The sequence below is a fragment of the Saccharicrinis fermentans DSM 9555 = JCM 21142 genome (assembly GCF_000517085.1).
GTDB classification, from domain to species: domain Bacteria; phylum Bacteroidota; class Bacteroidia; order Bacteroidales; family Marinilabiliaceae; genus Saccharicrinis; species Saccharicrinis fermentans.
Window position 1 is genome coordinate 2,970,824 of sequence record NZ_KI912107.1, and the last position, 26,434, is coordinate 2,997,257.

22 protein-coding genes are annotated in these 26,434 nt (G+C 38.5%); 8 read left to right on the forward strand and 14 right to left on the reverse strand.

Going from position 1 to position 26,434, the window contains the following annotated elements; translation table 11 throughout:
- Nucleotides 1–51: 51 nt before the first annotated feature.
- Complete coding sequence (locus tag CYTFE_RS0111985) at nucleotides 52–1,131, forward strand: bifunctional 3-deoxy-7-phosphoheptulonate synthase/chorismate mutase type II (RefSeq protein WP_027471982.1); 1,080 nt, start codon at nucleotides 52–54, stop codon at nucleotides 1,129–1,131.
- 139 nt (nucleotides 1,132–1,270) lie between these two features.
- Nucleotides 1,271–2,044, forward strand: a complete 774-nt coding sequence (locus CYTFE_RS0111990) for a prephenate dehydrogenase/arogenate dehydrogenase family protein (protein ID WP_027471983.1) — start codon at nucleotides 1,271–1,273, stop codon at nucleotides 2,042–2,044.
- 24 nt (nucleotides 2,045–2,068) lie between these two features.
- Here the strand turns inward: CYTFE_RS0111990 and CYTFE_RS0111995 are convergent, their stop codons facing one another.
- Nucleotides 2,069–2,611: an RBBP9/YdeN family alpha/beta hydrolase gene (locus tag CYTFE_RS0111995; RefSeq protein WP_027471984.1), complete on the reverse strand. Its 543-nt coding sequence runs from the start codon at nucleotides 2,609–2,611 to the stop codon at nucleotides 2,069–2,071.
- A 234-nt stretch (nucleotides 2,612–2,845) separates the two neighbouring features.
- Here CYTFE_RS0111995 and CYTFE_RS0112000 point away from each other — a divergent pair, with 234 nt between their 5' ends.
- Entirely contained in the window at nucleotides 2,846–3,937 is a 1,092-nt protein-coding gene (locus CYTFE_RS0112000) for a CNNM domain-containing protein (protein ID WP_027471985.1), read from the forward strand.
- Between the two features lie 209 nt (nucleotides 3,938–4,146).
- Here the strand turns inward: CYTFE_RS0112000 and CYTFE_RS0112005 are convergent, their stop codons facing one another.
- The 12 genes from CYTFE_RS0112005 to CYTFE_RS26295 all read right to left on the reverse strand — a co-directional run bounded on the left by CYTFE_RS0112005 (nucleotide 4,147) and on the right by CYTFE_RS26295 (nucleotide 21,528).
- On the reverse strand, nucleotides 4,147–5,223 hold the full coding sequence (locus CYTFE_RS0112005; protein WP_027471986.1) for a DKNYY domain-containing protein: 1,077 nt from the start codon (nucleotides 5,221–5,223) through the stop codon (nucleotides 4,147–4,149).
- A gap of 172 nt (nucleotides 5,224–5,395) precedes the next feature.
- The gene (locus tag CYTFE_RS0112010) at nucleotides 5,396–7,477 is read right to left on the reverse strand and encodes a T9SS type A sorting domain-containing protein (RefSeq protein ID WP_027471987.1); all 2,082 of its coding nucleotides are present in this window, start codon (nucleotides 7,475–7,477) and stop codon (nucleotides 5,396–5,398) included.
- Between the two features lie 162 nt (nucleotides 7,478–7,639).
- On the reverse strand, nucleotides 7,640–9,547 hold the full coding sequence (locus CYTFE_RS26290) for a methyl-accepting chemotaxis protein (RefSeq protein WP_081735976.1): 1,908 nt from the start codon (nucleotides 9,545–9,547) through the stop codon (nucleotides 7,640–7,642).
- Between the two features lie 553 nt (nucleotides 9,548–10,100).
- Nucleotides 10,101–11,552 (reverse strand): TrkH family potassium uptake protein, encoded by a 1,452-nt coding sequence (locus CYTFE_RS0112020; RefSeq protein WP_027471988.1) that lies wholly within the window; start codon nucleotides 11,550–11,552, stop codon nucleotides 10,101–10,103.
- An 84-nt stretch (nucleotides 11,553–11,636) separates the two neighbouring features.
- Entirely contained in the window at nucleotides 11,637–12,977 is a 1,341-nt protein-coding gene (gene trkA / locus CYTFE_RS0112025; protein WP_027471989.1) for a Trk system potassium transporter TrkA, read from the reverse strand.
- Nucleotides 12,978–13,147: 170 nt separating this feature from the next.
- On the reverse strand, nucleotides 13,148–15,178 hold the full coding sequence (locus CYTFE_RS0112030) for a ComEC/Rec2 family competence protein (RefSeq protein ID WP_027471990.1): 2,031 nt from the start codon (nucleotides 15,176–15,178) through the stop codon (nucleotides 13,148–13,150).
- Between the two features lie 100 nt (nucleotides 15,179–15,278).
- Nucleotides 15,279–15,668, reverse strand: coding sequence for an SRPBCC domain-containing protein (locus CYTFE_RS0112035; RefSeq protein WP_027471991.1), 390 nt, complete (start codon nucleotides 15,666–15,668; stop codon nucleotides 15,279–15,281).
- Nucleotides 15,669–16,030: 362 nt separating this feature from the next.
- Nucleotides 16,031–17,230 (reverse strand): C1 family peptidase, encoded by a 1,200-nt coding sequence (locus tag CYTFE_RS0112040; RefSeq protein ID WP_027471992.1) that lies wholly within the window; start codon nucleotides 17,228–17,230, stop codon nucleotides 16,031–16,033.
- A 208-nt stretch (nucleotides 17,231–17,438) separates the two neighbouring features.
- Nucleotides 17,439–18,512, reverse strand: coding sequence for an AMP-binding protein (locus tag CYTFE_RS0112045; protein WP_027471993.1), 1,074 nt, complete (start codon nucleotides 18,510–18,512; stop codon nucleotides 17,439–17,441).
- Nucleotides 18,476–19,510: an o-succinylbenzoate synthase gene (locus tag CYTFE_RS0112050; RefSeq protein ID WP_244880325.1), complete on the reverse strand. Its 1,035-nt coding sequence runs from the start codon at nucleotides 19,508–19,510 to the stop codon at nucleotides 18,476–18,478. Before CYTFE_RS0112050 ends, CYTFE_RS0112045 begins: the two co-directional genes overlap by 37 nt.
- A gap of 83 nt (nucleotides 19,511–19,593) precedes the next feature.
- The gene (locus CYTFE_RS0112055) at nucleotides 19,594–20,496 is read right to left on the reverse strand and encodes a 1,4-dihydroxy-2-naphthoate polyprenyltransferase (RefSeq protein ID WP_044262782.1); all 903 of its coding nucleotides are present in this window, start codon (nucleotides 20,494–20,496) and stop codon (nucleotides 19,594–19,596) included.
- A 291-nt stretch (nucleotides 20,497–20,787) separates the two neighbouring features.
- Nucleotides 20,788–21,528 (reverse strand): YczE/YyaS/YitT family protein, encoded by a 741-nt coding sequence (locus CYTFE_RS26295; protein WP_200871297.1) that lies wholly within the window; start codon nucleotides 21,526–21,528, stop codon nucleotides 20,788–20,790.
- 320 nt (nucleotides 21,529–21,848) lie between these two features.
- On the opposite strand from CYTFE_RS26295, the gene CYTFE_RS0112065 reads away from it, so the two are divergent.
- The 3 genes from CYTFE_RS0112065 to CYTFE_RS0112075 all read left to right on the forward strand — a co-directional run bounded on the left by CYTFE_RS0112065 (nucleotide 21,849) and on the right by CYTFE_RS0112075 (nucleotide 24,585).
- Nucleotides 21,849–22,787 carry a sensor histidine kinase gene (locus CYTFE_RS0112065; protein ID WP_027471996.1) on the forward strand — a complete coding sequence of 313 codons (939 nt, stop codon included), beginning with the start codon at nucleotides 21,849–21,851 and terminating at the stop codon, nucleotides 22,785–22,787.
- A gap of 85 nt (nucleotides 22,788–22,872) precedes the next feature.
- The gene (locus tag CYTFE_RS0112070; RefSeq protein ID WP_027471997.1) at nucleotides 22,873–23,514 is read left to right on the forward strand and encodes a response regulator transcription factor; all 642 of its coding nucleotides are present in this window, start codon (nucleotides 22,873–22,875) and stop codon (nucleotides 23,512–23,514) included.
- Between the two features lie 123 nt (nucleotides 23,515–23,637).
- Entirely contained in the window at nucleotides 23,638–24,585 is a 948-nt protein-coding gene (locus tag CYTFE_RS0112075) for a PstS family phosphate ABC transporter substrate-binding protein (protein WP_027471998.1), read from the forward strand.
- 21 nt (nucleotides 24,586–24,606) lie between these two features.
- Here the strand turns inward: CYTFE_RS0112075 and CYTFE_RS31155 are convergent, their stop codons facing one another.
- Complete coding sequence (locus tag CYTFE_RS31155; RefSeq protein ID WP_235208111.1) at nucleotides 24,607–24,900, reverse strand: hypothetical protein; 294 nt, start codon at nucleotides 24,898–24,900, stop codon at nucleotides 24,607–24,609.
- Between the two features lie 103 nt (nucleotides 24,901–25,003).
- Between CYTFE_RS31155 and CYTFE_RS31160 the strand changes: the two genes are divergently transcribed.
- Together CYTFE_RS31160 and pstA are read left to right on the forward strand one after the other, a co-directional pair.
- Nucleotides 25,004–25,579, forward strand: coding sequence for a PstC family ABC transporter permease (locus tag CYTFE_RS31160; RefSeq protein ID WP_235208110.1), 576 nt, complete (start codon nucleotides 25,004–25,006; stop codon nucleotides 25,577–25,579).
- Nucleotides 25,572–26,426: a phosphate ABC transporter permease PstA gene (gene pstA / locus CYTFE_RS0112085; protein WP_027472000.1), complete on the forward strand. Its 855-nt coding sequence runs from the start codon at nucleotides 25,572–25,574 to the stop codon at nucleotides 26,424–26,426. Before CYTFE_RS31160 ends, pstA begins: the two co-directional genes overlap by 8 nt.
- The last annotated feature ends 8 nt before the right edge of the window (nucleotides 26,427–26,434 follow it).

Sequence of the window (26,434 nt, forward strand, 5' to 3'; positions counted from 1 at the left end):
CAACGATATTATTCTTATAGAGGAAACAAAAAAATATAAAAACGCAATAAAATGGTAAAATTAGACCTTGAAAAAATCAGCCTTCCAGGACTTGACTTAGAACGTCCTTGGGTAATCGCCGGTCCTTGCAGCGCCGAAACAGAAGAGCAAGTAATGGAAACTGCCACCCAGCTATCAGCGGATGGTTTTAAAATATTCAGAGCAGGAATATGGAAGCCCAGAACACGTCCGGGGGCTTTTGAAGGTGTAGGAACCATCGGTTTGCCATGGCTTAAAAAGGTTAAAGAAGAGTTGGGCATGTTCGTTGGAACTGAAGTAGCCAATGCACACCACGTTTTTGAAGCCATTAAACATGGCATCGACATTCTTTGGATTGGCGCCCGTACTACTGCCAACCCCTTTGCTGTTCAAGAAATTGCCGATGCGCTCAAGGGTGTTGACATTCCGGTATTGGTAAAAAATCCGGTCAATCCCGATTTGGAGCTTTGGATTGGTGCTCTGGAAAGAATCAACCAGGCTGGCATCAAAAAATTAGCAGCTATTCATCGCGGTTTCTCTACCTACGACAAGACCAAATACCGTAACCACCCACAATGGCAAATCCCCATAGAACTAAAACGTCGCTGTCCTGACCTACCCATTATCTGCGACCCATCGCACATCAGTGGTAAATCCGAATTAATTTATGAGATATCACAAGAAGCAATGGACCTGGGTTTCGATGGTCTACTTGTTGAATCGCACCGCTGTCCAACCAAAGCATGGAGCGATGCCAAACAACAAGTTACACCAAGCGAACTAAAGGAAATAACCGACAAAATAGTTCTTCGAGAGCCTAAGATTGGCGAAAAACCAAGGGTTACCTTAGATGAGCTACGCCAGAAAATAGACAAGTTGGATGACGCAGTGCTGAGCACACTTCAAAAACGTATGGAGATCTCAGAGGCCATTGGTACCTATAAAAAAGAAAATAACATTACCATTTTACAAACACGACGTTATGATGAAATCATGAATAACCGTAAAGAACGCGGAGCAAAACTGGGTCTGTCAGACGAGTTTTTAACCAAGCTCTTCGAAAGCATTCACGAAGAGTCCGTTACGCGCCAAAACAAAATAATGAATCAATAACACATCTGCATTGCTGATGAATGAAGATAAAGAATGATGAGTTAAGAGAGTTAAGAGATTTAACACCCTCTTAGCTCCCCATTTATCTTTAACTCCAAAAATGCATTAGAAAATCTATAAGTCTCTTATAAAAAATATAATGAAAATCTGTATACTAGGAGCCGGAAAAATGGGCACATGGCTTACCGATGCACTTTGTCTCGACCATGATGTAGCTATTTACGACCCCAACTTAGAAAAACTCAAGTACATATTTAACACACAACGCTTAACCAGGCTGGAAGAAATAACAGCATTTGAACCAGAACTATTAATAAATGCTGTTACCTTAAAATTTACCATTGCTGCCTTTCAGGAAACCATTCCTTATCTACCTAAGAACTGCATCATATCTGATATCTCTTCTGTAAAAACAGGTTTTCAAGAATTTTATGAAGAAACCGGTATGCGCTATGTCTCTATTCACCCGATGTTTGGGCCTACCTTCGGCAACCTCAAATCACTGCGCGAACACCATGCCATCATCATATCAGAAGGAGACCAAGCCGGGAAAAAGTTTTTTAAGGATTTTTTCAGCACACTGGGCTTGAACATTCATGAATATACCTTTATTCAACATGACGAAACCATCGCTTATTCCTTATCCATACCCTTCTCCTCTACCCTTGTGTTTGCCGCTTGCATGAAAAAACAAGATGCGCCAGGAACCACATTTAGCAAACATTTTGATATTGCCAAGGGCTTGTTAAGTGAAGATGATTATTTACTTTCCGAAATTTTGTTCAACCCCTTTACCAGTAGTCAGGTGGAAAAAATAAGGTTAAAACTAAAAGAACTATTGGCCATTATAGACGAAAAGGATACAAAAAAGATGAAAAAGTTTTTGCAAGAGGTTAGAAACAATATTCAATAATAGGGTGTGTTTTTTTGCACCCTATTACTTATCTAGTGGCTGCAATAAATCATTTAACAAACGCTGTCCTTGACTCCACATCCCCAATCCTGAATCAGAATTAATATGACCCGCATGGCCAATATTTACAAAATCACTCCCCCAATTCTCAGCCAACTTTTGGGATTGGTCAATACTTGACCACGGGTCGTTACTACTGGCAACCAATAGAGTTGAAAAAGGCAGCTTAGTTTTGGGCACAGGCAAAAAAGACTCTAAACCATATTCCGGAGACACATTTTCCACACAAGGCGGAGCCACAATCAACGCGGCCTTTATTTTTTTATGGTATGTACGCACCCAGTGCGACAAAGTAATCCCTCCCAGGCTATGGCTTATAAAAACCACCTGAGACAAATCGATGCCTCTAACAGCCTCCTCAACACGATCCACCCATGCTTCACGCACAGGCTTATCCCAATTATCTTGCTCAATGCGCCTACAATTAGGCAGTATTTTTTCGAAATGACTTTGCCAATGATTCTCATCCGAATTCCCTAAGCCAGGCAAGGTAAAATAGTAAATCATATAGATATAACTTGTGATGTAAATATAAATTCGGAACCTCAATTATATTAGAAAAACACCCTATCCTAATTTTTGTTGAAGCAGAAAGAACAAAATGGACAAAAGAACGACAAAGGATCATCCTCCACCAAACCTAAGCTATTCATAGATAATGTAAAAAGCATTACACTATGAACAAAATAAAAATATGAAGTTGGTAGGGAACAGACAAAAATAGTATCTTTAATAAAAAAAATGACGCTTCTTTTCGCCTATTTATTTCTTGCTTTATTTGTCTCCTTTCTATGTTCCATCATGGAGTCAGTTTTACTCTCCACCCCCCAGTCTTTTTTAATCATTAGTCAGGAGAAAGGCCACCAATGGGCTCAGGAATTTATAACCTTGAAGACGAATATTGACAGACCCCTTTCTGCCATTCTTTCTCTAAACACCGTAGCTCATACCATTGGAGCAGCAGGTGTTGGTGCCCAAGCTATCAAAGTATTTGGAGAATCCTCCTTTGGGGTAGTATCTGCCATCCTCACCATATTAATTTTAATCGTTACAGAAATTATACCTAAAACAATTGGAGCCAAGTATTGGCGTAAACTATCTAAATTTACATTTTACACCATCCGAGCAATGATGTATATTACGTATCCATTGGTACTATTATCATCAGCTATCACCAAATTAATTTCCCACGACAGCAACGAAAACACGGTCAGCCGTGAACAAATTGGCGTACTAGCCAGCATTGGCGCCGACGAAGGTGTCTTTTCAGAGAAAGAGCATAAAATCATTCAAAATGTACTAAAACTAAAGGACATTAAGGTAACTCAAATTATGACCCCCAGGGTGGTAGTAGCCCTGGCTGATGAACAGCTTAGCTTAGGAGACTTTTTGAAGAACAAAGACTTCGTCAAATTTTCACGAATCCCTATTTATGCTGAAAACGACGAAAACATCACCGGTTATGTATTTCGCCAAACGGTATTTGAAATGTTAGCCGAACACAAGCACGATACAAAACTCAAAGATATCAAAAGAGATATTCTCATTGTTCCTAACTCCATCGTCATCTTTTCTTTATGGGAAAAGCTATTGGAAAGAAAAGAACACATCGCACTCATTGTGGATGAATATGGTGGCTTGGATGGTATCATTACAATGGAAGACATTATAGAGACACTACTAGGACTAGAAATTGTGGATGAAACGGACACGGTAACCGACATGCAGGAATACGCCCGCCAAAGATGGAGAGCCAGAGAAGCCAAATACAATTTATTAGATAAAATAGACAGAAAAACGGAAGAAAAATCGACACCCAAAGATAAATCTTAAGTACCTGATTAGGATAGGCGAGTTTCATGTGCCATTTGAAGATTAAATTTAAATGCATGACTTCTATGAAGGATGGATATGCCGCATTAAATGAGTTTTAGGCTTGATAACTAAATGCTAAACTATAAAAATATTTTATTAAGGCTGACATCAATAGCTTTTTCATGAATTCGCTGCAAAAAGAATATCGAATTGATTATAAACAAAAGCTATTCCCTTACAATTTCATCTCCTCTATAAATATGGTTTTTGTCTTTAAAGAGGCCTGAACCATTTTTATCTTTGGGTCCGAAAGATTCCACATCAACACCCTTCATAGGCTTACCTACATAGTAAGCATTATTTTTATCCTTCGCATAAGACTGATAAGCAAACACATGAAAAGATTCCTGGTCAGCTCCTTCTATCGGCATTTCACAATAGTACACATAATTTTTATCTACACCATAATAAGTATCCTTCCAGATCTTAAAAGAAGCACGATGAGCCATCGGCATCCGCACATTGTTATAATAAACACCATCATCCACCAATAAATAGCCATGTTCTAAAACCTCTATGGTTCTAGCATCCAGCAGCGGAATGATGGTCATGGCTTTTTCGCTATCCTCTTCCCACCTTTCAAATGAATACAGTCTATCCCTATCCGCAACATAATGTTTATCAATCACCTGCACACTCACAACATCAATATCTGAAGCGATAATCCCATCCTTATGGTGTAAATACACCGTATTTTTATCTTTACTACAAGTTTCGTTAAGTATCTCAAAGGAAGCATAATCTACTTCAACAGCCTGGTAATTATAAAAGTACAACTTATCATCCTTACTCCAGTCATTATTTATATTCACAAAACTTTGAGGATTGGCCCCCTCTATAATTAAGAGCTTTTTGGAGGAAGGCACATTTTCAACAAGTTCGTATGGTAAATACTCAATGGCTACATAAACATGATTTTGATCGAAAGCAAAATGTTCCTTTACCCAGAATGTAGCATAATCCACCTCGTTACTTATATCGCTTGCTTTGAAGTAAATCTTATGCATATCTTTTCCATAATCACGTCCCAGCACTTCAAACGAAGCAACATCCGCATCCATCTTGGTGTTACCGAGTTCAAACCAGTTACCCATGGGGCTATATTGAATGGCACTTTTATTCCTATTATAATAATAACTATCAGATAGTTCCTTATTAACAGCCCCACTAAAATGTTTACAAGATGTAAAAAGCAGAAAACCTGCCAAAATAATTATAGTAATAACAATGCTTACTGTTGACATTTAAAATTGTGTTTTAACCGAAAAATACATTTGAAAATCGATTACAAAGACCGCATGCATCATTCGGATTTAAAAAAACAACTAAATAACAAATACTTACACCTACATAAGAATTTACATACCAAATCAGCCCCTCCATACCAGAAGCAGATGAATGCAAAGCTTAATTCTTCTATTTGATCACAACCTTATGCACCGTATTTCCTGAATGAAAAGTAACATGAATTAAATACAATCCTTTAGGAACATCTTGCACATTCAGTTCTGAGACACCATCAGATGCTTTGATCACTTTACCTGAAGTAGAGATAAGCTGAATCTTTAGTATTTCCTGATCAGCATTAATATATAAAACATCTCGAACAGGATTAGGATAAACCTCCACCTTAATTTGCGCTTCCTCAAGTATCCTTGTGTCGGTTGGTAAGTATGGTGTATACAAGTCTGACAACAAAGAACAAGTACCATTAGCAGCATATAAGGCATATTGATCGTCGGATTCAGGCATCTCAAAAGAAGGACCCGTTTCATCCGTTAGATATTCGATACTGTTATCCGAAGAAATTTTAAGCCATTGGTAGGAAATTCCACTTGAATTTTCGAATGTTAATACATTAGAAGATCGCGTCATTTGAATATAGAAATCACAATAACTTATACTTACAAATCCATCAGCGCCCGCAGTACTAGCATAGCCGGAGCCATTTCCACCGCCACCGCCGCCGCCATAACTATCTGGATCGGTAGACGGATTCGTATTATCATAACCATGGCTACAATTGTCGTAACCAGCTCCTTTTCCTCCAGCACCACCGGGGTAACCACCAGATTCTCCTGCTGCACCTCCCTCGGGTGGACAATCTTGAGCACCATAAGCATAAGTATCCCCACCATTTTGTCCATTACCCATTCGACCGGCCGCACCGCCGCCACCGCCGCCATAATAAGTAAAGTATCCTTTCCCTCCATCACCACCAGTATAATTGGCGATATTTCCATCAGCTCCAACACCTCCAACACCAACCACACCAAATCCATCATCGTCTCTGGTATAACTAGCATTACTACCTGAAGTAGCAGATAATAAACCACCTACAGAAGATACACTACCAGAAACACTCGCTTCTGCCACTTCAACCGTTAGGCTTTCATTGGGAGTCAAGGTATACATACCCGAAGCATAACCTCCTCCTCCGCCGCCTGACATACCGTTAGATCCTCCATTACCGCCTGCTCCTACTACTTCAATAAGAACATCATCTGTCATAAAATTATCATGAATAAACTCACCTGATTCTTCAAATACAGTAGCTCCAAAAGAAGCAGAATTACCAACAAAATCATCAAAGGTAATAGTCGTAAAACTAGACGTCCGTGTAGTTCCATCTTGGGTCAACTTAACTGCATAACTACCTAGATCCTTCACTTGAAAGCTTCTACTTGTTGCACCATCAATGTTATTATAATCCGCATCAATCCATTGGTAAGTTGATTCGGTATCATGAGCATGCAAAGTCAAACCAATGGCAGTAACTCCATTTACCAAGGAAGCGGTTGATATTCGAACAAATCCGCCAGCCCCGGCTGTAGAAACATAACCACTACCATTACCTCCGCCACCGCCACCGCCGTAGTTTTCGGGGGCAGTAGAAGGGTTTGAGTTTCCATAACCATGCGCACAGTTATCGTATCCCGCACCTTTTCCTCCAGCTCCGCCAGGATAACCTCCCGATTCTCCAGCCGCTCCACCTTCAGGTGGACAATCTTGAGCACCATAAGCATAAGTATCCCCACCATTTTGTCCATTTCCATTAGGCCCAGCAGCCCCTCCGCCGCCACCACCATAATAGGTGTAGTAACCTTTACCGCCATCACCACCTTTATAATTGGCTATATTTCCACCCGTACCTATACCGCCTTCACCTACAATACCAAATCCATCATCATCACGAGAATAACTCGCATTAACGCCTGCTGTAGCTGATAATAAATCATCCACCTTAGATTCGGCTCCTATGCTTACACTGAGCGTTTGCCCTGGCGTAACATCATAAACACCCAAGGCATATCCTCCTCCGCCGCCACCTGACATACCGTTAGACCCTCCATTACCGCCTGCTCCCACAGCTTCTATCCACAAACGAGTCACCCCATCAGGAACAAGATATTCCCCACTTTCGGTAAACATAACTTCTTGAGCCGACAAATATCCACTGACAATAAAGGTTAGAAATACAAATACAACCTGTTTCATTTATATAAGATTAAACATATTAAGTCGCCAAAAATAGATTAAAATAACAATAATTAGGCTATCTATCTGTTAAATATAACTAAATTAAATATTTGATCAGTCTCATAAATGATCAGACCATTCTTACCGAGTGAAAAAGCAGTTCGCGATGATAAATATTTCTTAAGCATCTTTAGCACTTAACCTCAAAAAACTAATCATTGTCTTTAGGCGCTCAGCCTGACCAGCTAAACCTTCTGCACTTGTGGCCAATTCTTCAGAAGCGGATGCATTCTGTTGAATAACCGTATTCAAATCATTTAATGCGGCATTCACCTGATCAACACCTGATACCTGTTCACTGCTCGCCGAGCTAATTTCCTGAACCAAATTAGCTGTTTTTTCAATCTCAGGAGTTAAATTATTTATCAAGGAATCTGCTTCCTCAGTTACAGTAACACTATTCGTAGAAATAAATATAATTTCATCAGCTGCCACTTTACTACGCTCTGCTAGCTTCCTAACTTCTGCTGCCACAACAGCAAAACCTCTCCCCTGCTCACCAGCACGAGCTGCCTCCACCGCAGCATTGAGTGCTAAAATATTAGTCTGAGACACAATGTCATTGATAATAGAAATTTTACTTACAATTTCCTTAATAGATGTAATACTTTTCTTACCAGACTCTCCCATTAAATCCATACTCTTTTTGGCTTGCAAAGAAATCCTTTCGGTTTGAATAGCGTTGTCTGTATTTTGTTGAATATTTGCAGCCATCTCTTCCATTGACGAGGAAACCTCTTCCGCTGCAACTGCCTGCAAACTGGCACCCTGCGATACTTGTTGTGCTCCTGTACTTATTTGATAGCTTGCCTTTGCAATTTCTTTTGCTCCTCCATTAATCCCAGAAACAATTTCTCTCAGTTTATCAACCATTTGCGTTAATGAACTTGCCAAAACACCTATTTCATCCTTCTGATGTATATTTAACTCCGCTGTTAAATCACCTTCCGAAATTCTCTTTGCAAAATCAACACCCTTTTGTATAGCAACAGACAATGAACGACTTATAAAATAATTGATACTAATAATTACAATCATGCTAAAAATAATAGAAAAAACAAGTACATCTCTTAAATGATGGAGAATCTCCAACATCTCACTTTCATATAATGAAACAACGACGTAAGCATCAATCTCCTTAATAAATTTTGAATATTGTATTTTATTTTGTCCTTCCCACAAATAAGATGTTCGACCTTGTTCATCTTCCAAACCCATGATTTTTTTAAAAAAATCTTCATTATCAAGTGTAGATCCTTCACGCGTTGGATGGACAATCATTGTTCCTTTATTGTTCACAATATAAGGATAGCCTGATTGCAAATACTTTTTCTCACTGAACATTCTTTTTATGTTTTGTAAATCCTTTTCGGGCATTCCAACAAATAAAATCCCAATCACCTCGCCATCTAGCCTAAGGGGGCGATAAGCTGTCAAATACCAATCATCCACAACAATAGCTCTACCAATAAAATCTTCACCTTGTTCTATTGCTGCTACAACAGGAGAATCTTCAGGTATAAATGTATTAATGGCTCTATTCCCATCTACTTTTAATACCGATGTTGAAATGCGGACATAACCCCCTTCTATTTTTTGAAAAATAGTCGCCTTTGCACCAGTCAATTCTGTAATTTTATCAACAATATAGGTGTTATTATACAAAACATCACCACCTAAACATAAAGGAAATACTTCAGTACTTTTAACTTCTTTCGTTACTTGGTTAATCGCTTCTAATTCTATTTTTTCATCAGTTAATAAACTTAAGCCTCCGTTAGAATACACAATTTCGGACGCAACATTAATAGCCGAGCTAACCTGCGCCTGCCGTTCTTGTATTTGAAGCCGCACAAGATTCGATAAATCATTGACCTGCTCGGTCATATGCGCATCCGTATCCTGCACAATTTTCTCACTTTGTATTCGATAAATATAAATACCTAAAATCGTAAGCATTAATATTACTGCCAGACCAATAAACAAGCTAAGTCTTATTCCTATCTTTAGATCATTCATACTTTTCATTTACCTCTCATTAATTAACATAGACCGAAACGTTCCTATAGCTAGCACCATCACGTAGAACAATGATATCTACTCCTATCTTTCATCTGAATATGCATTATAACTTCGTTATTTTTGAATTTTACCCGTCTACGCACAATTCTATGTATTGTTCCAAACCACAGGTCAAACCAACGATAAATCCCAGGTCAAATACACAATTTACTTATCATAGGTATTTTTCGGATATTTAGTATAGAAAAGAAATAAATCACCGTTTTTTTTCATCACCCAATCCTTCTCACTCAAACAAACTCACTTTCAGCAAGTTCCACTTCAGCCTGATGATCCATGACGGCATCACCATAAGAGAAAAAAAATGTAATGAATCAAGATCCTTATAACGTGTTAATAATCTGTAATTTTTTAAAAAAACGTTGTAGCAGAAAACAAAGGTAAGTTACACAAAACAGGAGACAAGATAGGTAATCCAATTATTACACAAGATCATGGATAGCACAAGCACCTCAAAAACAAAGTCCTCATAAGCAAATAAATCACCGCTTAACAAAACTTAATTCTTCCAGAAGTGAGGAGAAAAAAGCAATACCACTGTAAATATTTCCAAACGTCCTATCAACATCAAAAAACTAAGAAACCATTTTCCGAAGTCCGGGATATAAGCAAAGTTAGCAGCAGGACCTACTTCTCCAAGGCCAGGACCTATATTACCAATACAAGTAGCTACAGCTCCAATAGAAGTATTCAAATCATATCCCATAAATGACATAATAATCATACTCACTCCTACTATTAACATATAAATAACAATAAAAGCAAGCACATTAGTAATAACAGTTGGGGACACAGCTTTAGAATTAAATCGAACAGGAATAACAGCATTGGGGTGTATCAGTCTTTTTAATTCAAAATAGGCATTCTTGAGCAACAAAACAATACGAACCACTTTGATACCACCACCTGTCGACCCGGCACTACCGCCCACAAACATAAGCATAAACATGATAATACTAAGAGTAGGGAACCACACCAAGTAATCGGCCGTAGCAAAACCTGTTGTTGTTATCACAGACACCACCTGAAACAATGCATCCCGAAAAGCTTGTTCCACACCCATCACATTGCCCGTAGCAAATAAAACGCCTGCCACCAACAAGGAGACCACAAGCACAAAACCTAAATAATACTGAAATTCTTCATCTTTAAATACTTTGGCCACTTTACCATGCAGGGCACTATACGACAAGGTAAAGTTGGCACCTGCAACAAACATAAAAAAGATAATCACATATTGTATATAGGCAGAATCGTAATAGGCAACACTGGCTTGTTTAGTGGAGTATCCTCCCGTGGCCATCGTAGTAAAGGAATGACAGATAGCATCAAAAAAGCTCATTCCTCCGGCCCATAACATCAATGTTTCTACGGCGGTAAAAAAAACATAGATACCCCATAGTCGTTTTGCTGTATCTGCAATACGCGGACTTAACTTCTCGGCCACAGGTCCGGGGACTTCTGCCACAAAGAGCTGCATACCTCCCACACCCAGCAGAGGCAAAATGGCCAATGAAAACACGATGATTCCCATACCTCCCAACCATTGTATAATACTCCGCCAAAACAATATGCCATGTGGCAAGGCTTCAATATCATTCAATATGGAAGAACCTGTGGTAGTAAAACCGGACATGGTTTCAAAAAAAGCATCCGTAAAAGAAGGAATAGCGCCACTCAAATAAAATGGTAGTAAACCAAAAAAGGAAAAAACAATCCATACCATAGAAACGATGATATATCCTTCTCGTTTACCTATATTTTTCTCGGCATTGCGATTGGTAACAAACAAAACCAGTCCAATAGAAATACAAATCAATGCCGACCAAAGGAAATAAGGCAAGTCATACTCACCATAAACAGCAGCAACAGCTGACGAAAGTAGCATAAATGCACCTTCCACTACAAGAAGCAGTCCCATTATAAGCAGGACTATTCTACCATTTAACATATAAAAGGATAGTTTATCTTTTCAGACCATTAATGTAAAAGCACAAAATTAATCTGCTATTCCACATAAACAAAAAATGTTTGACTAAAGAAACATCTTTTCAATTTTACGAATACCCGAAGGCAAAGCAAAAACCACCACTTTATCATTCGGAATAATCTGTGTATTTCCGGTTGCAATAATAGCGGTTCCATTGCGGATAATTCCTCCCACATTCACGTCTTTGGGTAATCTAAGATCCCTCAACCGATCCTTTGTAATTTTAGATCCTTCACTGGCCACCAATTCCAACACCTCAGCTTCGGAAGCAATCAGGCATTTCACATGTGAAACACGGGCTTTTACAGTATAACGGTAAATATAACTGGCTGCAATTAGTTTCTTATTGATCAAGGTACCAATCCCAATATTCTCGGCCAAATCGATATAGTCCATGTTCTCCACCTCAGCCACTGATTTACGCACACCCATTTTTTTGGCCAATTGACATGCTAAAATATTGACTTCTGAGTTAGCTGTTACAGCCACAAAGGCATCCATCTTTTTAATACCTTCATCTTTCAACAGTTCAAGGTTTCTTCCGTCTCCATTAATCACCAAGGTATGCTCCAGTGTATCTGCCAGTCTGGTACTTTTGTCCCTATCTATTTCAATCAACTTCACATTATATTCACCCTCTAAACGTTGAGCCACCTTTTTTCCAATTCGGCTACCCCCCAAAATCATGACGCTTCTAACATCAAAATGTTCTTTTCCCGCATCGGCCATTACCTTGGGAGTTCCCTCAGGTGTTGTAAGAATATAAGCCAGATCATTGTGTCTGAACATTTCATTACCTCGAGGAATAATAGTGTGTCCATCTCTATTGATGGCTACAGTATTATACAATTTGGTATCGTGCATTTCGGCTATCTCAGCCAATGTTTTATTAATAATAGGCGCATTGGCGCGAATTTTTATGGCATAGAGAATCAGCTTACCATCAGAGAAATCGATTTGTTGTCTGATACCCACACGTTTTAAGGAGGTCATGATTTCCTTGGCTGCCAATTGCTCAGGATAAATCAACTCATCCACACCCAACTGTTTAAAAAACTCCTTATTCTCCGGAAGTAGATACTCGTAATTATTAATACGTGCAATGGTAACTTTGGCGCCCAGCTTTTTTGCCAGTATGGCCGACATGATACTCAATTCCTCATAGGGAGGGACAGCTATAAACAAATCGCAGGCTGCTACATTAGCTTGCTTTAAGTCTTCGATAGAGGAGACAGATCCAACAATGGTCATTAAATCAAAATGAGCATCAACCTGCCTAAGACGTTCTTCGTTATCATCAATCAAAATAACATCATGATTGGCATGACACATCATCTTTGCTACGTGTGTACCAACCTCACCTGCACCTGCAATAATAATTCTCATCGCTTATTTTTTCTTATAACACAAACACGACAACCGCATTTAAAAAACCGTCGCAAATTTATAAGATAATAATTAAAACTATCAATCATTTACAACATTTATACCAACACCTTATATATTTAGCCACAAGAACCTAACACTCAAGGCAGTAATAAGTTTTAATTTTTAACCTATATGGCAATTACAAAGGCGCCATCAAGCGTTACAAAGTGCGCATTCAGAGAACGATTCTGTACTTCTTTTCGCAGGTATTTGCATTGCGAATAAGAGAAGGAAGCATCAAACACCAATACCTGCTTATCTGCTTTATTCAGCCACTCTTTTATTTGATACAGTTTAGACTTAGCTGTAAACACAATCACATCCGCATGATCAATCAACCTACCCACATCCGACTTACCGTTGACCATCAATATGTTTTTTCCACTGTTACAAATAGGACTTAGCATCAAAGAGTCTACTCTGCGGTAAGAGATCGAAGGGGCATGTTGATGCAGTGCCAGAGGCCACAACACATAATCTACCTCTTGGGGAGCCAGGGGCTGATTAATCCAACATTCACATTTATTAAAAGCGGTGAGCGTAACTGCTGTTTTTCCTTTGATTTGATGCACTACAAATATCTTTTCATGATATCTGTTAAAACGAGAAACCGTTAAGCCAACTAAACCCACTAGCAAAAACAGGAGGACATAAACCAGATATTTACCCTTTTTAAGCTGCTGCCACATAATAAAACAAGCCAACATCGCATAAAACACAAGCACCTGATAAAAGTCCAGTTGCAATCCCACATATTGGGCAAATGGCAGACTACCCACCCAAGCCGTCACCTGATTCAGATACCGAAACATCGCGACTAAAGATTCCCCCAATAAGAGTACCAGTATTGAATCAGCAGGAAAAACCACAACCAAGATAGAGCCAACTAACATCATTGGCAGCAGAGGGATAACAAGTATATTTGAGAGCACAAACCAGGTTGGAAAGAAATCGAAAAGGTAAAGACTCAGCGCCAGGGTTCCTACCTGAGCGGATACCGATACCGCAATCAAAGACCAGATATATTTTGCCCATGGAGATGAAAAATACATCCATCCATTTACCAATGGATAGAAATACACTATGGATCCAACAGCCATAAAGCTCAGCCAAAAACCTGCATGGATCACTGCATATGGATTGATGACTAAAATAACAAAGGCAGCTATGGCCATGGAATGATATATGCTATACTGGTGACTTTTCCATTTGGCGACAACAAAAACACTGAACATTAGCGTTGCCCTAGTGACAGATGGTGACATTCCACTAATGGCAGCATAGAACCACAACACCAAAATCACCACCAGCGCCTTCAATAATGCAACAGTACCTTTCCCTATCTGGCCCATAAGGCTTGTAAGCATAATAAATACAATCCCCACATGGAGCCCCGAAATAGATAATACATGAATAGCACCCGCACGAGAAAAGTTGGCTTTGGTTTGATAATCCAGCATCGATTTATCTCCTAGTACCAAAGCTGAAACAATGGCAAACTCTTCTGTATTCAGTGGTAAGTGCCTTAATTTTGCTTCTGCCTTCTGGCGTGTTTGATAAAAGATACGATTCAATGAAAATACCCTTCCCAACCTTAGCACATTTTCATTCTCCAGAAAAAACTGACCACGTATTCCTTTACCTTTCATATACTCGGCATACTCAAAAGCAAAAGGATTGCCCGTATATTTCATATCGCCAAGTCTGGCATAGAATGCTATTTGATCACCCGGAAGTAAAGCTTGTGCCGGCTCATTCTTCAGGTACATGAGCACATTAAAATAGTAGAGTGCAGAACTATCTACATTGCCAATGGTAAGAATAAGACTTTGCCGGTCATCCGTACTTTTAACAACCTGCTTTACCACCCCCTTATACACATGATTTTGACCTATCAAGGATACGTCGAAATAATCGTTTGGCTTGCTAATAAAACCCAAAGCCAATATAACCACAAAAATAACGACTCCCACCATCCACCCCTTTGAATAAGGGATGACCAAAGAGCGAGATAAAGAAACAATCACCAGGATGCTAAGCAAAAACACCAGCAGATAACACAAGAAGGAAGGCGTATAAAAAAGAGAAAGAACACGCCCTGCCAAAAAGGGAAGCAACAAACGCACAAAAGGGAAAGCACTATAGCTAAAGGTATTCATATACTCTAGTAGGTTAATTCCTAACTAAAGGTAAAAAAACTCAAAATGATTATCAAACACAAACACCTATCTTTCTTTAGCTTAGGCACTACACCCCTTGCTATTCCTGTTCAAAAAACTCTTTAATAGCACCCAGATAATAAGCATTCCAGCCTTCACAAATATCATCATAATCACCTTCTGGTATATTCGTATGTACCAATTCTATTTGGCAATGATTTTTTTGTTCAAATATTTTTAGGGTGACGATAGACGGTTCAGGCTGCTCCCCAAAATACCACTGCTGCACCATTTTTTTATTGGTTTCAAACTCCAGGTTTTTACCTACAATGTCTCCTTCCCACAGTGAAAATTCAGAATTAGGCTCCGTAGACATTTCGGCTTTATATCCCGACCACAGCTCAATGGTAAATGGGTTAGTTAGTGCCGCATAAATATCTTCTATTTCAGCCTTTATCTTTACACGGGTTTTATAATCTTTATAACTCATAATATACTTGTTTTAAAATCAGGTCAAACATAACACTCCAACAAATGACAAATATACTATCATTTGGGATGAAACATCAGTCATACAAAAATAAAAGCCGCTTTTGAAAACAAAAGCGGCTTCTAACGTTATCAAAAATGATTGGGTAAAGTGTTGGTGATGATAACGTATTTTTTAACGGTATGCTAGTATTAAATCATTATCTACTTAGTAGCTACAAGAAAACTACTGTTTTTTCTGTCTTTGATAAGAAAGCTTCAAACACAAGACTTTCGATATTTTTGAAAATCTGGAGTTTACTGATTGTAAATGACTGTTTCAAAAATGAGAATAACGTAGTATTTGGAGTTTTCTTGCTAAGACTACTTAATACCTAACTTCTTTTTAATATCCTTGGGTAAAGTATTTTTATTAATCATGATATTCATCGTTTTCAATAAAACGAATGATTCAGAAGCATATAAATATCCATCGTACTTATTATTGGTATCCCATGAGTTTTTCACTTTATAATATATAGTACCTTCCTGATCCTTTACCATTCCTGTAATATGCATACCATGATCATCAGTACTTAAATAATTATCAAATTGAGCCTGTCGCATTTCTGGAGTAATTACTTTCTCGCTCACCGGTCCCTTAAAACTGTACATCAATTTTTCTCTCTCAGCCTTTGTCATCGTCTCCCACTTGGAACGCTCAGAACCGTCCATTTCTTCTATATCACTTTCCGGAACAATAGCCACTCCATTTCTAAACGTAAAACCCTTTTCACTCACATCAGATGCCCAACCGAAAGTATGGCCTTTCTCCAGGGTTGTATGCATGATATTCTTTAAATCCTCCAGTGAAACATTATAAACCTCTCCCCACACCCAGTTGTCAGGAACCTCAAAAATAAATTTCGAATAATATGGATGATGTGTGAAAGATGTTACGATGATATAATCATCGGCATTTAATCCCGTTGCTTCTTTGGCAAAGGTCTGAGGCGTATAGTTCTTTCCCTTATATGTAAAACTTTCAGGGTATTCACCCAAGTAAGCATCTAAAATACCATTGAATCCCTTATGCCAAACAGATGTCAGTTTTTTATTCTTATTCTGGATCACACCATCCACATAAGCTTTTAACAGGTTATCCATCTCCCCATGCACATGCTTAGACTCACCATAATTCAGTCCGGTGTATACTTCTTCTGGTACTAAACCATAGTTACGCAAGGTATAAAGCACATCTTCAAAGGATCCGCCTCCACCAAAATTCAAAGAGCCGTGCAAACGTACATATTTAGTTGCCTTGTCTGAATAGCAGTTTCTCACAACAAACATTTCAGACAAATCAAAAGAGCCCTTTCCGTTCTTTATAGCCTCTGATTCTAAAAATGAAAGTCCGGAAAAACTCCAACATGTGCCTGAGCGATATTGGTTTTTCACCGGAGTTGCCTCCAAATCGTAAATGGTTTCAAATTGATACCCTTCTTCCTGTTCCTCCTGCGCACTAATGTTATTCAAGGCTATAAAAGCCAGCATAACAATACTTGTCAACTTCAAATTCCTCATAATGTCTCCTTATGTTTTACATTTAATATTTTAGTTTCAGGGAAATTTCGCATCAAAAAGCCAAAGAAAATAAAATTGTCCTTTTCATACCATGACATTCGGCATATTTATCTATTTTATAGACTTCCATTCGCCAAGAACAAAGACATGACCTCAAAAAATATCTCTTCCTTCATATTTTCACAGTATCCCCACAGCACCAACAGCACTACAATACACCATCACCAATCAGGCGTTTTACTTCCTTTCTTCTTATCTTACCGGTTTCTGTTAATGGAAATTTTTGAATGATCTTAATCTCTTTAGGCCTTTCATACTTGTCAAGCACAAGAGAGAAATCAGGCAGTTCCATTAGATTATCATTCTCTTCAAATACCAATACAATCTTTTCGCCCAGTTTATCATCCGGCACAGATGAAATTAGAAAAGGAACTGTCAATAAACGCGACAACTTCAATTCAATTTTTTCGGGTATCACCTTAAGTCCTCCGGTATTAATCACATGATCATACCTCCCTATAAACAAAAATTCTGTTTTATTCTTAAGCGTCACAATATCATTGGTTACAATCTCATCCTCGCAAATATCAGAAGCCACAATTTTCAGACAAGATCTTTTATCCTGCCCAAAGGTCACATTAGGCATAGCCTTAAAAAAGTCATCTTCATCACCCAGCTCCCTTATAGCCACATGCGACACTGTTTCCGTCATACCATAACTTTCATAAAACCGGGTTTCCATACCCCTTAAGCTATATTTTAATTCCAAAGAAACAGCACCTCCTCCTATTATTACCGACTTAACATTCGTAAAATCAGATATGGAATGATACACCTGTAATGGCACCATCGCTACAAAATCAATCGATTCAGAAATATGAGAAAGCGGAGTTCCTGAGGGTTCCGCCAGCAACAAATTAAACCCTCCCACAAATGCTCGCACCAACATCATTTTACCTGCAATATAATGAGCAGACAAACATAACAAAGCCGTTTTATCAGTTGTTAGATTAAAATATGTCACTGTCTTTTGTGCCGATGCAAGCATATGCTTTTTCTGCAATCGTACTTCCTTAGGCTGTCCTGTTGAACCAGAAGTATAAGCTAAGATATAATTGCGGGGAGACAACCATTGCTCAATAAATTCCCAAATATCCCTTTGCCATTGCGGTGTAAGCGGGTCTTTTAGCCGCGCAGCGCAATATGCCTTCAAGGCTTCTCCTTCACGACAAATACCGTCCAGCTTTATACGATTATATTCTCCTCTGGTAAAACACCCCATGGTTCATTTATATTATAAAAAAGATGCCCCTTCTTTACTTCCAGCGGAGAAGAAACGTTATTAGAAAATACCTGTCCCGTGCCCAAACCTTGAGGCATGGAATTATCATGAATAGCGGTCCATTGTGCAATGGCATTTAGTCCAACATTACCTTCCAGGGCCGAAGTAGCCCACCAACCCACATTTTGAGCTTCTGCAATTCGAACCCATTCATCAGAAGCCTTAAAACCACCTAGTAATGAAGGCTTTAAAATAACATATTGCGGCTTAATGATTGAAAGCATTTCCTCCTTTGTCTGAAAATCATCAAGACCAATCAACTCTTCATCCAAGGCTATAGGCAAAGGTGTTTCCTTACATAGATCAGCCATTACTTGCCATTGTCCAGCCTTTATGGGCTGCTCAATAGAATGAATATCCAACTTACTTAGTTGGATCATTTTGTCCAATGCCTCATCTGGTGAAAATGCCCCATTGGCATCCACCCTTACCTCTATTTGAGAGGCATCATACCTTCTTCTTATTTCCTTTATCAGTTCAATCTCCTTTTTAAAATCCAGTGCACCCACCTTTATCTTAATACAATCGAAACCTGCCTTTAGTTTCTGCTCCAACTGCTCTTGCATGTACTCCATCTCTCCCATCCATATCAATCCATTGATAGGAATGGCCTTCATTCCGACCACAAAATCAGAATGAAATATTTTTTTACCACCTCCATTCTGTAAATCGAGCAAAGCCATTTCCAATGCGAAACGTATAGCAGGCCATTCAGTTAGTGACTCATGCAAGCTGTGCGCATAAATATTAATTTGCTCACATACCTCAGTAAGCTTACTTTCCAAATGAGGTTTGTCATCCACACTCAATCTGGGTAATATGGAACATTCACCAATACCAACCACATCAGGCTTGGTCTGTTCATAAATTTCCACATACCAACTATTCTTAGTCTTTAATACTCCCCGTGATGTGCCACCTGGCGTATTAAAACTCAAAGTATGTCTTTTAAACGAAGCTTTCAGCATAAGCAATGAAACTAATAATAAAACACCATATCACACAACATGCTACAAAGGTATTAAAGAAACAACCCTAGGCCCAATAGTAATACCATCAAGAAAGTAGCTATTGCCAACTTTTTTAATTGAGGATCCAATAGCTTGGGTACTTGATTTCTCAACACAAAAACAAGGTTTTTAATGAAAATAGGAAACACAAGGACAAAAGACCATTGCCAATCACTAACAAACTGACAAACACCGTATAAAACCATAAGCACCATCGCTCCCACGACAAGAAAGGTATGATATTTTTTTGCCCATGAACTTCCCATTCTCACTACCAAAGTATGCTTTCCCGTTTTAGCATCATTCTCTACATCACGAAGATTATTCAGATTCAAAACGCCTGCACTTAAAAAGCCCACTGCAGAAGCGGGCAGCAAGAGCCATACATCAAAAGTTCCGGTATGCAAAAAGTACGTCCCCAACACGCCCGTTAATCCAAAAAACAAGAAAACAAAAATATCACCCAAACCTTTGTATCCATAAGGACTATTTCCCACTGTATATTTTATGGCCGCGGCAATTGCACCCAAACCCAAGAATAGCAGTCCCCAAGCTTTTATACTCACCATGCTAAAATCGCCACAAGCAATCAAAACAATTCCAGCTATAAGAGACAAAACTGAGAATGCAATCACGGTAGTTTTCATTTCATCCGTTGTAATCCTACCTGAAGACACCATCCGTTCTGGCCCCACCCGTTCTTCATTGTCGGCCCCAGAAACGGCATCTCCATAATCATTGGCCACATTACTTAACACCTGCAACAATACGGTGGTCACCAGGGCTAAAATTCCCACTGACCAACGATATGATTGATGGTAGCCAGCTATAAAATTACCCATCAAAATGGAAGACAAAGCCAAGGGAAGCGTTCGCAACCTAAAAGCTATAATATAAGATTTAATTTTTGACATGAAATATACCCCACAAGGCTTTAAAATAAGCCGCAAAGATATTAAACAGGATGAAAGTTAACAAGCTATACTATAAATAGTACCTGCTTTACCAAATTTTAAAACACCCTTAGTAAACCATCTGGTCATCCCTGTCATACAATTATTGGTTTCACTATCGACCTTTCAGCCTTAAATAAATGTTCAGTTAATTTATCTCCCTCACACTCTTCAATAAAAACTACCCATTGATTTACAAACTATATTCATGTTTAAATTTTTCTTTCAATGGCCATATGGAACTCGCCTAACTTAATCATCCACTTGTATAAGAACTGGATTCTTATGACTTGTTTCACTTCCATTTTCAATACTATCCGAGACGTTTTCGTCGGAGGCTTTACTAACATCCAGCCCAAGCCACGAGTCCAATATATGTATCTTACGATGAAAAAACTTAGCAATAAACCCCACTAAAACAGCAGCAACAATAGTTCCTTCCCTTATTCCTTCAAGTTGAAAAAGAAAAATAAAAGAACTTATTAAGCCCACCATAACCATTGCACTATCAACCCCTATTTTTGCTTTCCCAAACTCTTTATTCAAAGTATCAGCAATGGCCATAGCCAACCCTTCTCCCGGCAGATACGTTAACTTTGCCTTTACCTCTAAAAAAACACCCAAAGCAATCACTACACAGCTCACCAAACACCAGAAGGCTTGCCAATAATAATTAGACACATTCAAATCAGAAACAAAATAGAGTGCCAAATCAATAAAAACACCAAAAGCAAATACAACAGGAAGTTGCAACAATTGAAGCAGACGATACTTCCTTCGAAGTATCCCTATTTGTATGACAATCAAAATCAAGTTAAAAAAGATCGTCAGCGTACCCAAAGAAAAGGGCATTTTAAAACTATATACATAGGGAATACAAGATATAGGTGACACCCCAAGATCTGCTTTCACAGATAAAGCAACACCTACAGCCATAACAAAAAGACCAACGCTAAATAAGATAATCTTTAGCGGAATACTATTATTTTTCATATGTTTAAATTTTTCTTTCAATGGCCATATGGAACTAATTCGGACAGCCATCTGTCCAAGGAGAAAAAACATTCCCATGACTCATTTTGTAAGATATATTATCGTAGAATTTTTGGATAGATAAATCAGGCCACAAAAGTATAAAACCATCACTATAATTCAAAGCAAAGACCAATCAAGTTTAATATGAAAAACTCACTTAATCTGACTGATGCGTAAAATTCTCTCATACATCATTCGGCTTAAAATACGATTAAATACGTATATAATATCCTTATAAATTATTTTAGTCCAAGCTATTAATCTCGTATTTTTACAAAATGGAATTACAGATTGCTCTCATATTCTCGGCCCTTCTGCAAGTAATCGCATTTATCATTACTATCAGCCTCATTCCCAAAACAAAATTTAATGTTGCATGGATCAGTATTTCAATAGGTTTTCTTTTGATGGCTGTACGCAGACTATTTGAGGTATTCTCAATTTTTGAAGCTGGAATACCCGAAACCATCTCAATCATAAATGGCTGGATAGCTATTATAATTTCAATAGCCATGTTAATTTCTTCTATTTATATTCGTAAAATATTTGAAGTCTTATCCAGAATTCATCAACTTCAAAAAGAAAATGAAGCAAAACTACTATCGGCTGTGATATCCACTGAGGAAAGAGAAAGAAAGTACTTTTCTAAAGAATTACATGATGGCTTAGGGCCACTACTATCTTCCACCAAAATGACGATTTCGGCCATTCACAAAAAAAACACATCACCCCACACCACTGAGCTACTTGAGAAAATAGAAAGTCTTGTAGACAACGCAATAACAAGCACCCGAGAGATTTCAAATCATCTTACACCTCATGTTTTAGAACGCTATGGCCTCAAAAAGGCAATTGAAATCTTTATCCGAAATTCATCCCTTAAAGAAACCATCCGTATTGAAATATCCAGTAATATTGAAAAAAAGCGTTTTTCTTATAACATAGAAGTTATTCTCTACCGTATTTTTTGCGAATTGGTCAATAATACTTTAAAATATGCTCAAGCTGATAACATTAATATTCTACTATACGAAAAGAACAGCCTATTGGAATTCACCTACAGAGATAATGGCATTGGCTTTGATTTGGAACGAGAACAAGATAGTGGCATGGGCTTAACAAATATAAAATCTAGAGTAACCTCCTTAAATGGCTATTTTAAAATGAACAGCTCACCATCAAATGGCTTTTACGCTTACATAAAATTACCCCAATGAAACGAGTCATGAGAGTTGTTGCGCACACAGGGAGATGATTAATTTCGGCGAATTCCATATGGCCTTTGAAAATTTAATTATAATCATGAAAAAATTTAAAATACATATCGTAGATGATCACTCCTTATTTCGTGAAGGATTACGATTTTTACTACAAAACAGTAAATATATTTCTGAAATAAAAGAAGCTGCAAATGGCAGACAGTTTCTTGACCAGGTAACCAACTTTATGCCTGACGTTGTTTTAATGGATATTGACATGCCTAAAATAAACGGCATTGAAGCTACCAAAGAAGCAATCAAACAATTTCCTGAACTTAAAATCATTGCCTTATCCATGTACTCAGACGAAATGTTTTACACTGAAATGATAGAAGCTGGAGCAGTGGGATTTTTGTTAAAGAACTCACAGTTTGATGATGTACAAACAGCCATACTAGAGGCATACAATAACCGCAATTTCTTTTCTCCCGAAATACTCAGTTCCATTGTTGCTGGTCTGAACCGCAAGTCTGAACCATTAAAAAATGAAAAACTAACAAAACGAGAATTAGAAGTACTTCTAAACATCTGCCAAGGACTGTCCAATCAGGAGATTTCGGAACAACTCTTCATCAGCAAAAGAACGGTAGATAAACACAGGGAAAACATCATGCTAAAGACCAATTGCAAGAACACAGCTGAGTTAGTGGTTTATGCCATCAAAGAAGGATATTTCGAAATATAATTCCTTGATAATACAAAGCCTCTTTTACGTAAAAAAACGTATATAAAAAATACGATATAAGGCTGTTTTATATCTGTTAGTTTGTATTGACTTTTGTACTGTACCAATAAAAATTACAGTACAATGAAAAAGACAAAGTCAATATCAATTACACTATTATCACTTATCTTGATAAGCGCATGCTCATCCCAATCAAGCAAAAACAACACCATAAATATTTCCGGTGCTTTTGCCTTATACCCCTTGGTTGTAAAATGGTCAGAAGAATACCAAAAGACCCATCCTGATATCCGTTTTAATATTTCTGGTGGAGGAGCTGGCAAAGGCATGGCCGATGCACTGTCCGGAGCTGTAGATCTGGGTATGTTTTCTCGTGAGATTACACCCTCCGAAATGGAGAAGGGGGTATGGTGGGTAAGTCTATGCACTGACGCAGTGGTACCAACCATCAGCAAACGTAACCCATACCTTGATTCATTGAAGAAAAGAGGCCTTACCAAAGCTGAGTTTAAAGCCATATTTATTACCAAATCCATCTCTTCGTGGGATGCATTGTTGGCAAAACCCTCGCAACATGAAATCTCAGTTTATACACGATCCGATGCTTGCGGTGCTGCCGAAACATGGGCAAAATACCTGGGCACACATCAAGAAAACATAAAGGGGATCGGAATCTATGGAGATCCGGGATTAGCCGAAGCCGTAAGTAAGGATCCTGCTGGCATCGCATTTAACAATACTATTTTCGCCTATAATATAAATACAGGCAAAAAACAACCAGGAATTGAACTCATCCCCATTGACATCAATGAAAATGGAAAAATAGATGCTGAAGAAGACTGCTACAACACATTCTGCGATATACTACAGGCCATTGCCAATGGCATTTACCCTGCACCTCCAGCACGCCAACTTTACTTTGTAGCAAATGGAAAACCACCCGAAAAGACAACCTGCGACTTCATTAAATGGACACTTACCGAAGGACAGGCTTATGTAAAAGAAGCCGGCTATGTTCCCATGAGCGATATCCTCGTTAAACAATCCCTTAAAAAACTGAATGCCCAATAATTACCTTTTTCCTATGCACTATCAAAGAAGCCTCTTGTCCAAGATAACAACATCATGGATGATAATCTCTATCATAACCATCCTTGCGCTACCACTGGCAATTGGAACAGGACTATACTTAAAGGCCCACCCCCTAATGGAACTAAAGTCTTTGAATGAATTGATCACATCCTCCATATGGCTACCACACCAAAAAGAATTTGGCTTTCTCCCTTTTATTTTAGGATCGTTATATGTCACATTCATCGCTTTCTGCCTTTCTGCACCTGTTTGCTTATTGGCCGCTCTATTTTTAACACAATTTTCATGTGCCAATAATTTTTCTTTTTATGGCCACACGAAACTCACCCCAAAGAAATTCCCTGGTGTAAAAAACATTTTATCACGATTGGTTTCATCGCAAAACATCATGCGATTCATGCACCCTGTAATTGATATACTGGCAGGGTTACCATCTGTCATATATGGCATGTGGGGCATCTTAGTTATCGTTCCTTTCATATCCAACCATTTGGCGCCTCTTTTAGGTATTAAGTCTTCGGGCTACACCATACTGGCTGGAGGGATTGTACTGGCTGTCATGTGCATACCGTACATATTGAACATGCTTATTGAGGTATTCAACACCATTCCAACAGGATTAAAAGAAGCTTCTCTTTCGCTGGGAGCCACCTATTGGGAGATGGTAAAACATGTGGTAATACGAAAGGGAATTCCTGGTATCATCTCGGCATTTGGACTGGGGATTGCCAAAGCTTTTGGCGAAACAATGGCGGTGATGATGGTGGTTGGAAACCTTATTCAAACAAAACCTCACTTATTCGATGCAGGATACCCCCTACCTGCCCTTATCGCCAACAATTATGGTGAAATGTTATCCATTCCATTGTATGACTCCGCATTAATGTTTGCGGCACTCCTACTCTTTACCATCATACTTATAATCAACCTTATTTTTAGGTATTTCATTTACAAAACCAACAAATATGAATAACCGAAAACAATTTGAAGAAAAGATCGTACGCCTGCTATCAGGACTTGCAACACTTTCGCTTGTTACAACACTCATTTTTATTATAGTTATCATTTTTATGAAAGGGCTTCATGCCTTGTCATGGACCATGCTTTTCATGACACCCCGTGGTGGATATTACTACGGTGGTGAGGGTGGGGTTTTAAACGCCCTCATTGGTTCCTTATATATTTCTTTTGGAGCAACCATCCTCGCAACCATCATGGGGGTTCCATCTGCATTATATATCAACGTTTATTTATCCCGATATAAGAAAACGCAAAATATCATACGCTATGTATTAGATGCGCTTTGGGGTGTTCCATCTATCGTATATGGAGCCTTTGGTTTTGCCCTCATGTTGTTGATTGGCATAAATGCCTCACTACTGGCCGGAATCATAACCGTTGCTCTCCTGATCACTCCCATCGTTGTAAGAACCTTTGATGAGGCACTATGTAATATCCCCAAAGGCTTGTACGAAGCTTCTTTGGCATTGGGTTCTACCAGAAGCGAAACGGCATTTAAAGTCATTTTTAAACAAGGATTTCCTGGTTTTATTACAGCCTTATTATTGGCTTTTGGACGTGGCATAGGTGATGCTGCTTCAGTAATTTTTACGGCGGGATATACCGACCTTATTCCTATTCATCTGGATGAGCCCGCCGCTACCTTGCCCTTATCCATATTCTTTCAGCTAGGATCTCCTATTTTGGAAGTCCGGGAGCGTGCTTATGCAGCTGCCATTATACTCACATTAATTATTTTAACAATAAGCCTTACTGCCAGATACCTATCAAAAGCACATACTAAAACCAACATAAAATAAGCTTCGCA

What these genes read in the sequence shown, in the direction of transcription:
- CYTFE_RS0112035 (WP_027471991.1), bottom strand. Translation starts at nt 15,668, where the DNA reads ATGAGTTATAAAGATTATAAAACCCGTGTAAAGATAAAGGCTGAAATA.
- CYTFE_RS0112005 (WP_027471986.1), bottom strand. Translation starts at nt 5,223, where the DNA reads ATGTCAACAGTAAGCATTGTTATTACTATAATTATTTTGGCAGGTTTT.
- CYTFE_RS0112045 (WP_027471993.1), bottom strand. Translation starts at nt 18,512, where the DNA reads ATGGGGTGTTTTACCAGAGGAGAATATAATCGTATAAAGCTGGACGGT.
- CYTFE_RS0112000 (WP_027471985.1), top strand. Translation starts at nt 2,846, where the DNA reads ATGACGCTTCTTTTCGCCTATTTATTTCTTGCTTTATTTGTCTCCTTT.
- CYTFE_RS0111985 (WP_027471982.1), top strand. Translation starts at nt 52, where the DNA reads ATGGTAAAATTAGACCTTGAAAAAATCAGCCTTCCAGGACTTGACTTA.
- CYTFE_RS0112055 (WP_044262782.1), bottom strand. Translation starts at nt 20,496, where the DNA reads ATGTCAAAAATTAAATCTTATATTATAGCTTTTAGGTTGCGAACGCTT.
- CYTFE_RS0111990 (WP_027471983.1), top strand. Translation starts at nt 1,271, where the DNA reads ATGAAAATCTGTATACTAGGAGCCGGAAAAATGGGCACATGGCTTACC.
- CYTFE_RS0111995 (WP_027471984.1), bottom strand. Translation starts at nt 2,611, where the DNA reads ATGATTTACTATTTTACCTTGCCTGGCTTAGGGAATTCGGATGAGAAT.
- CYTFE_RS26295 (WP_200871297.1), bottom strand. Translation starts at nt 21,528, where the DNA reads ATGAAAAATAATAGTATTCCGCTAAAGATTATCTTATTTAGCGTTGGT.
- CYTFE_RS0112065 (WP_027471996.1), top strand. Translation starts at nt 21,849, where the DNA reads ATGGAATTACAGATTGCTCTCATATTCTCGGCCCTTCTGCAAGTAATC.
- CYTFE_RS0112070 (WP_027471997.1), top strand. Translation starts at nt 22,873, where the DNA reads ATGAAAAAATTTAAAATACATATCGTAGATGATCACTCCTTATTTCGT.
- CYTFE_RS26290 (WP_081735976.1), bottom strand. Translation starts at nt 9,547, where the DNA reads ATGAAAAGTATGAATGATCTAAAGATAGGAATAAGACTTAGCTTGTTT.
- CYTFE_RS0112040 (WP_027471992.1), bottom strand. Translation starts at nt 17,230, where the DNA reads ATGAGGAATTTGAAGTTGACAAGTATTGTTATGCTGGCTTTTATAGCC.
- CYTFE_RS31160 (WP_235208110.1), top strand. Translation starts at nt 25,004, where the DNA reads ATGCACCCTGTAATTGATATACTGGCAGGGTTACCATCTGTCATATAT.
- CYTFE_RS0112030 (WP_027471990.1), bottom strand. Translation starts at nt 15,178, where the DNA reads ATGAATACCTTTAGCTATAGTGCTTTCCCTTTTGTGCGTTTGTTGCTT.
- CYTFE_RS0112075 (WP_027471998.1), top strand. Translation starts at nt 23,638, where the DNA reads ATGAAAAAGACAAAGTCAATATCAATTACACTATTATCACTTATCTTG.
- CYTFE_RS0112010 (WP_027471987.1), bottom strand. Translation starts at nt 7,477, where the DNA reads ATGAAACAGGTTGTATTTGTATTTCTAACCTTTATTGTCAGTGGATAT.
- trkA (WP_027471989.1), bottom strand. Translation starts at nt 12,977, where the DNA reads ATGAGAATTATTATTGCAGGTGCAGGTGAGGTTGGTACACACGTAGCA.
- pstA (WP_027472000.1), top strand. Translation starts at nt 25,572, where the DNA reads ATGAATAACCGAAAACAATTTGAAGAAAAGATCGTACGCCTGCTATCA.
- CYTFE_RS0112020 (WP_027471988.1), bottom strand. Translation starts at nt 11,552, where the DNA reads ATGTTAAATGGTAGAATAGTCCTGCTTATAATGGGACTGCTTCTTGTA.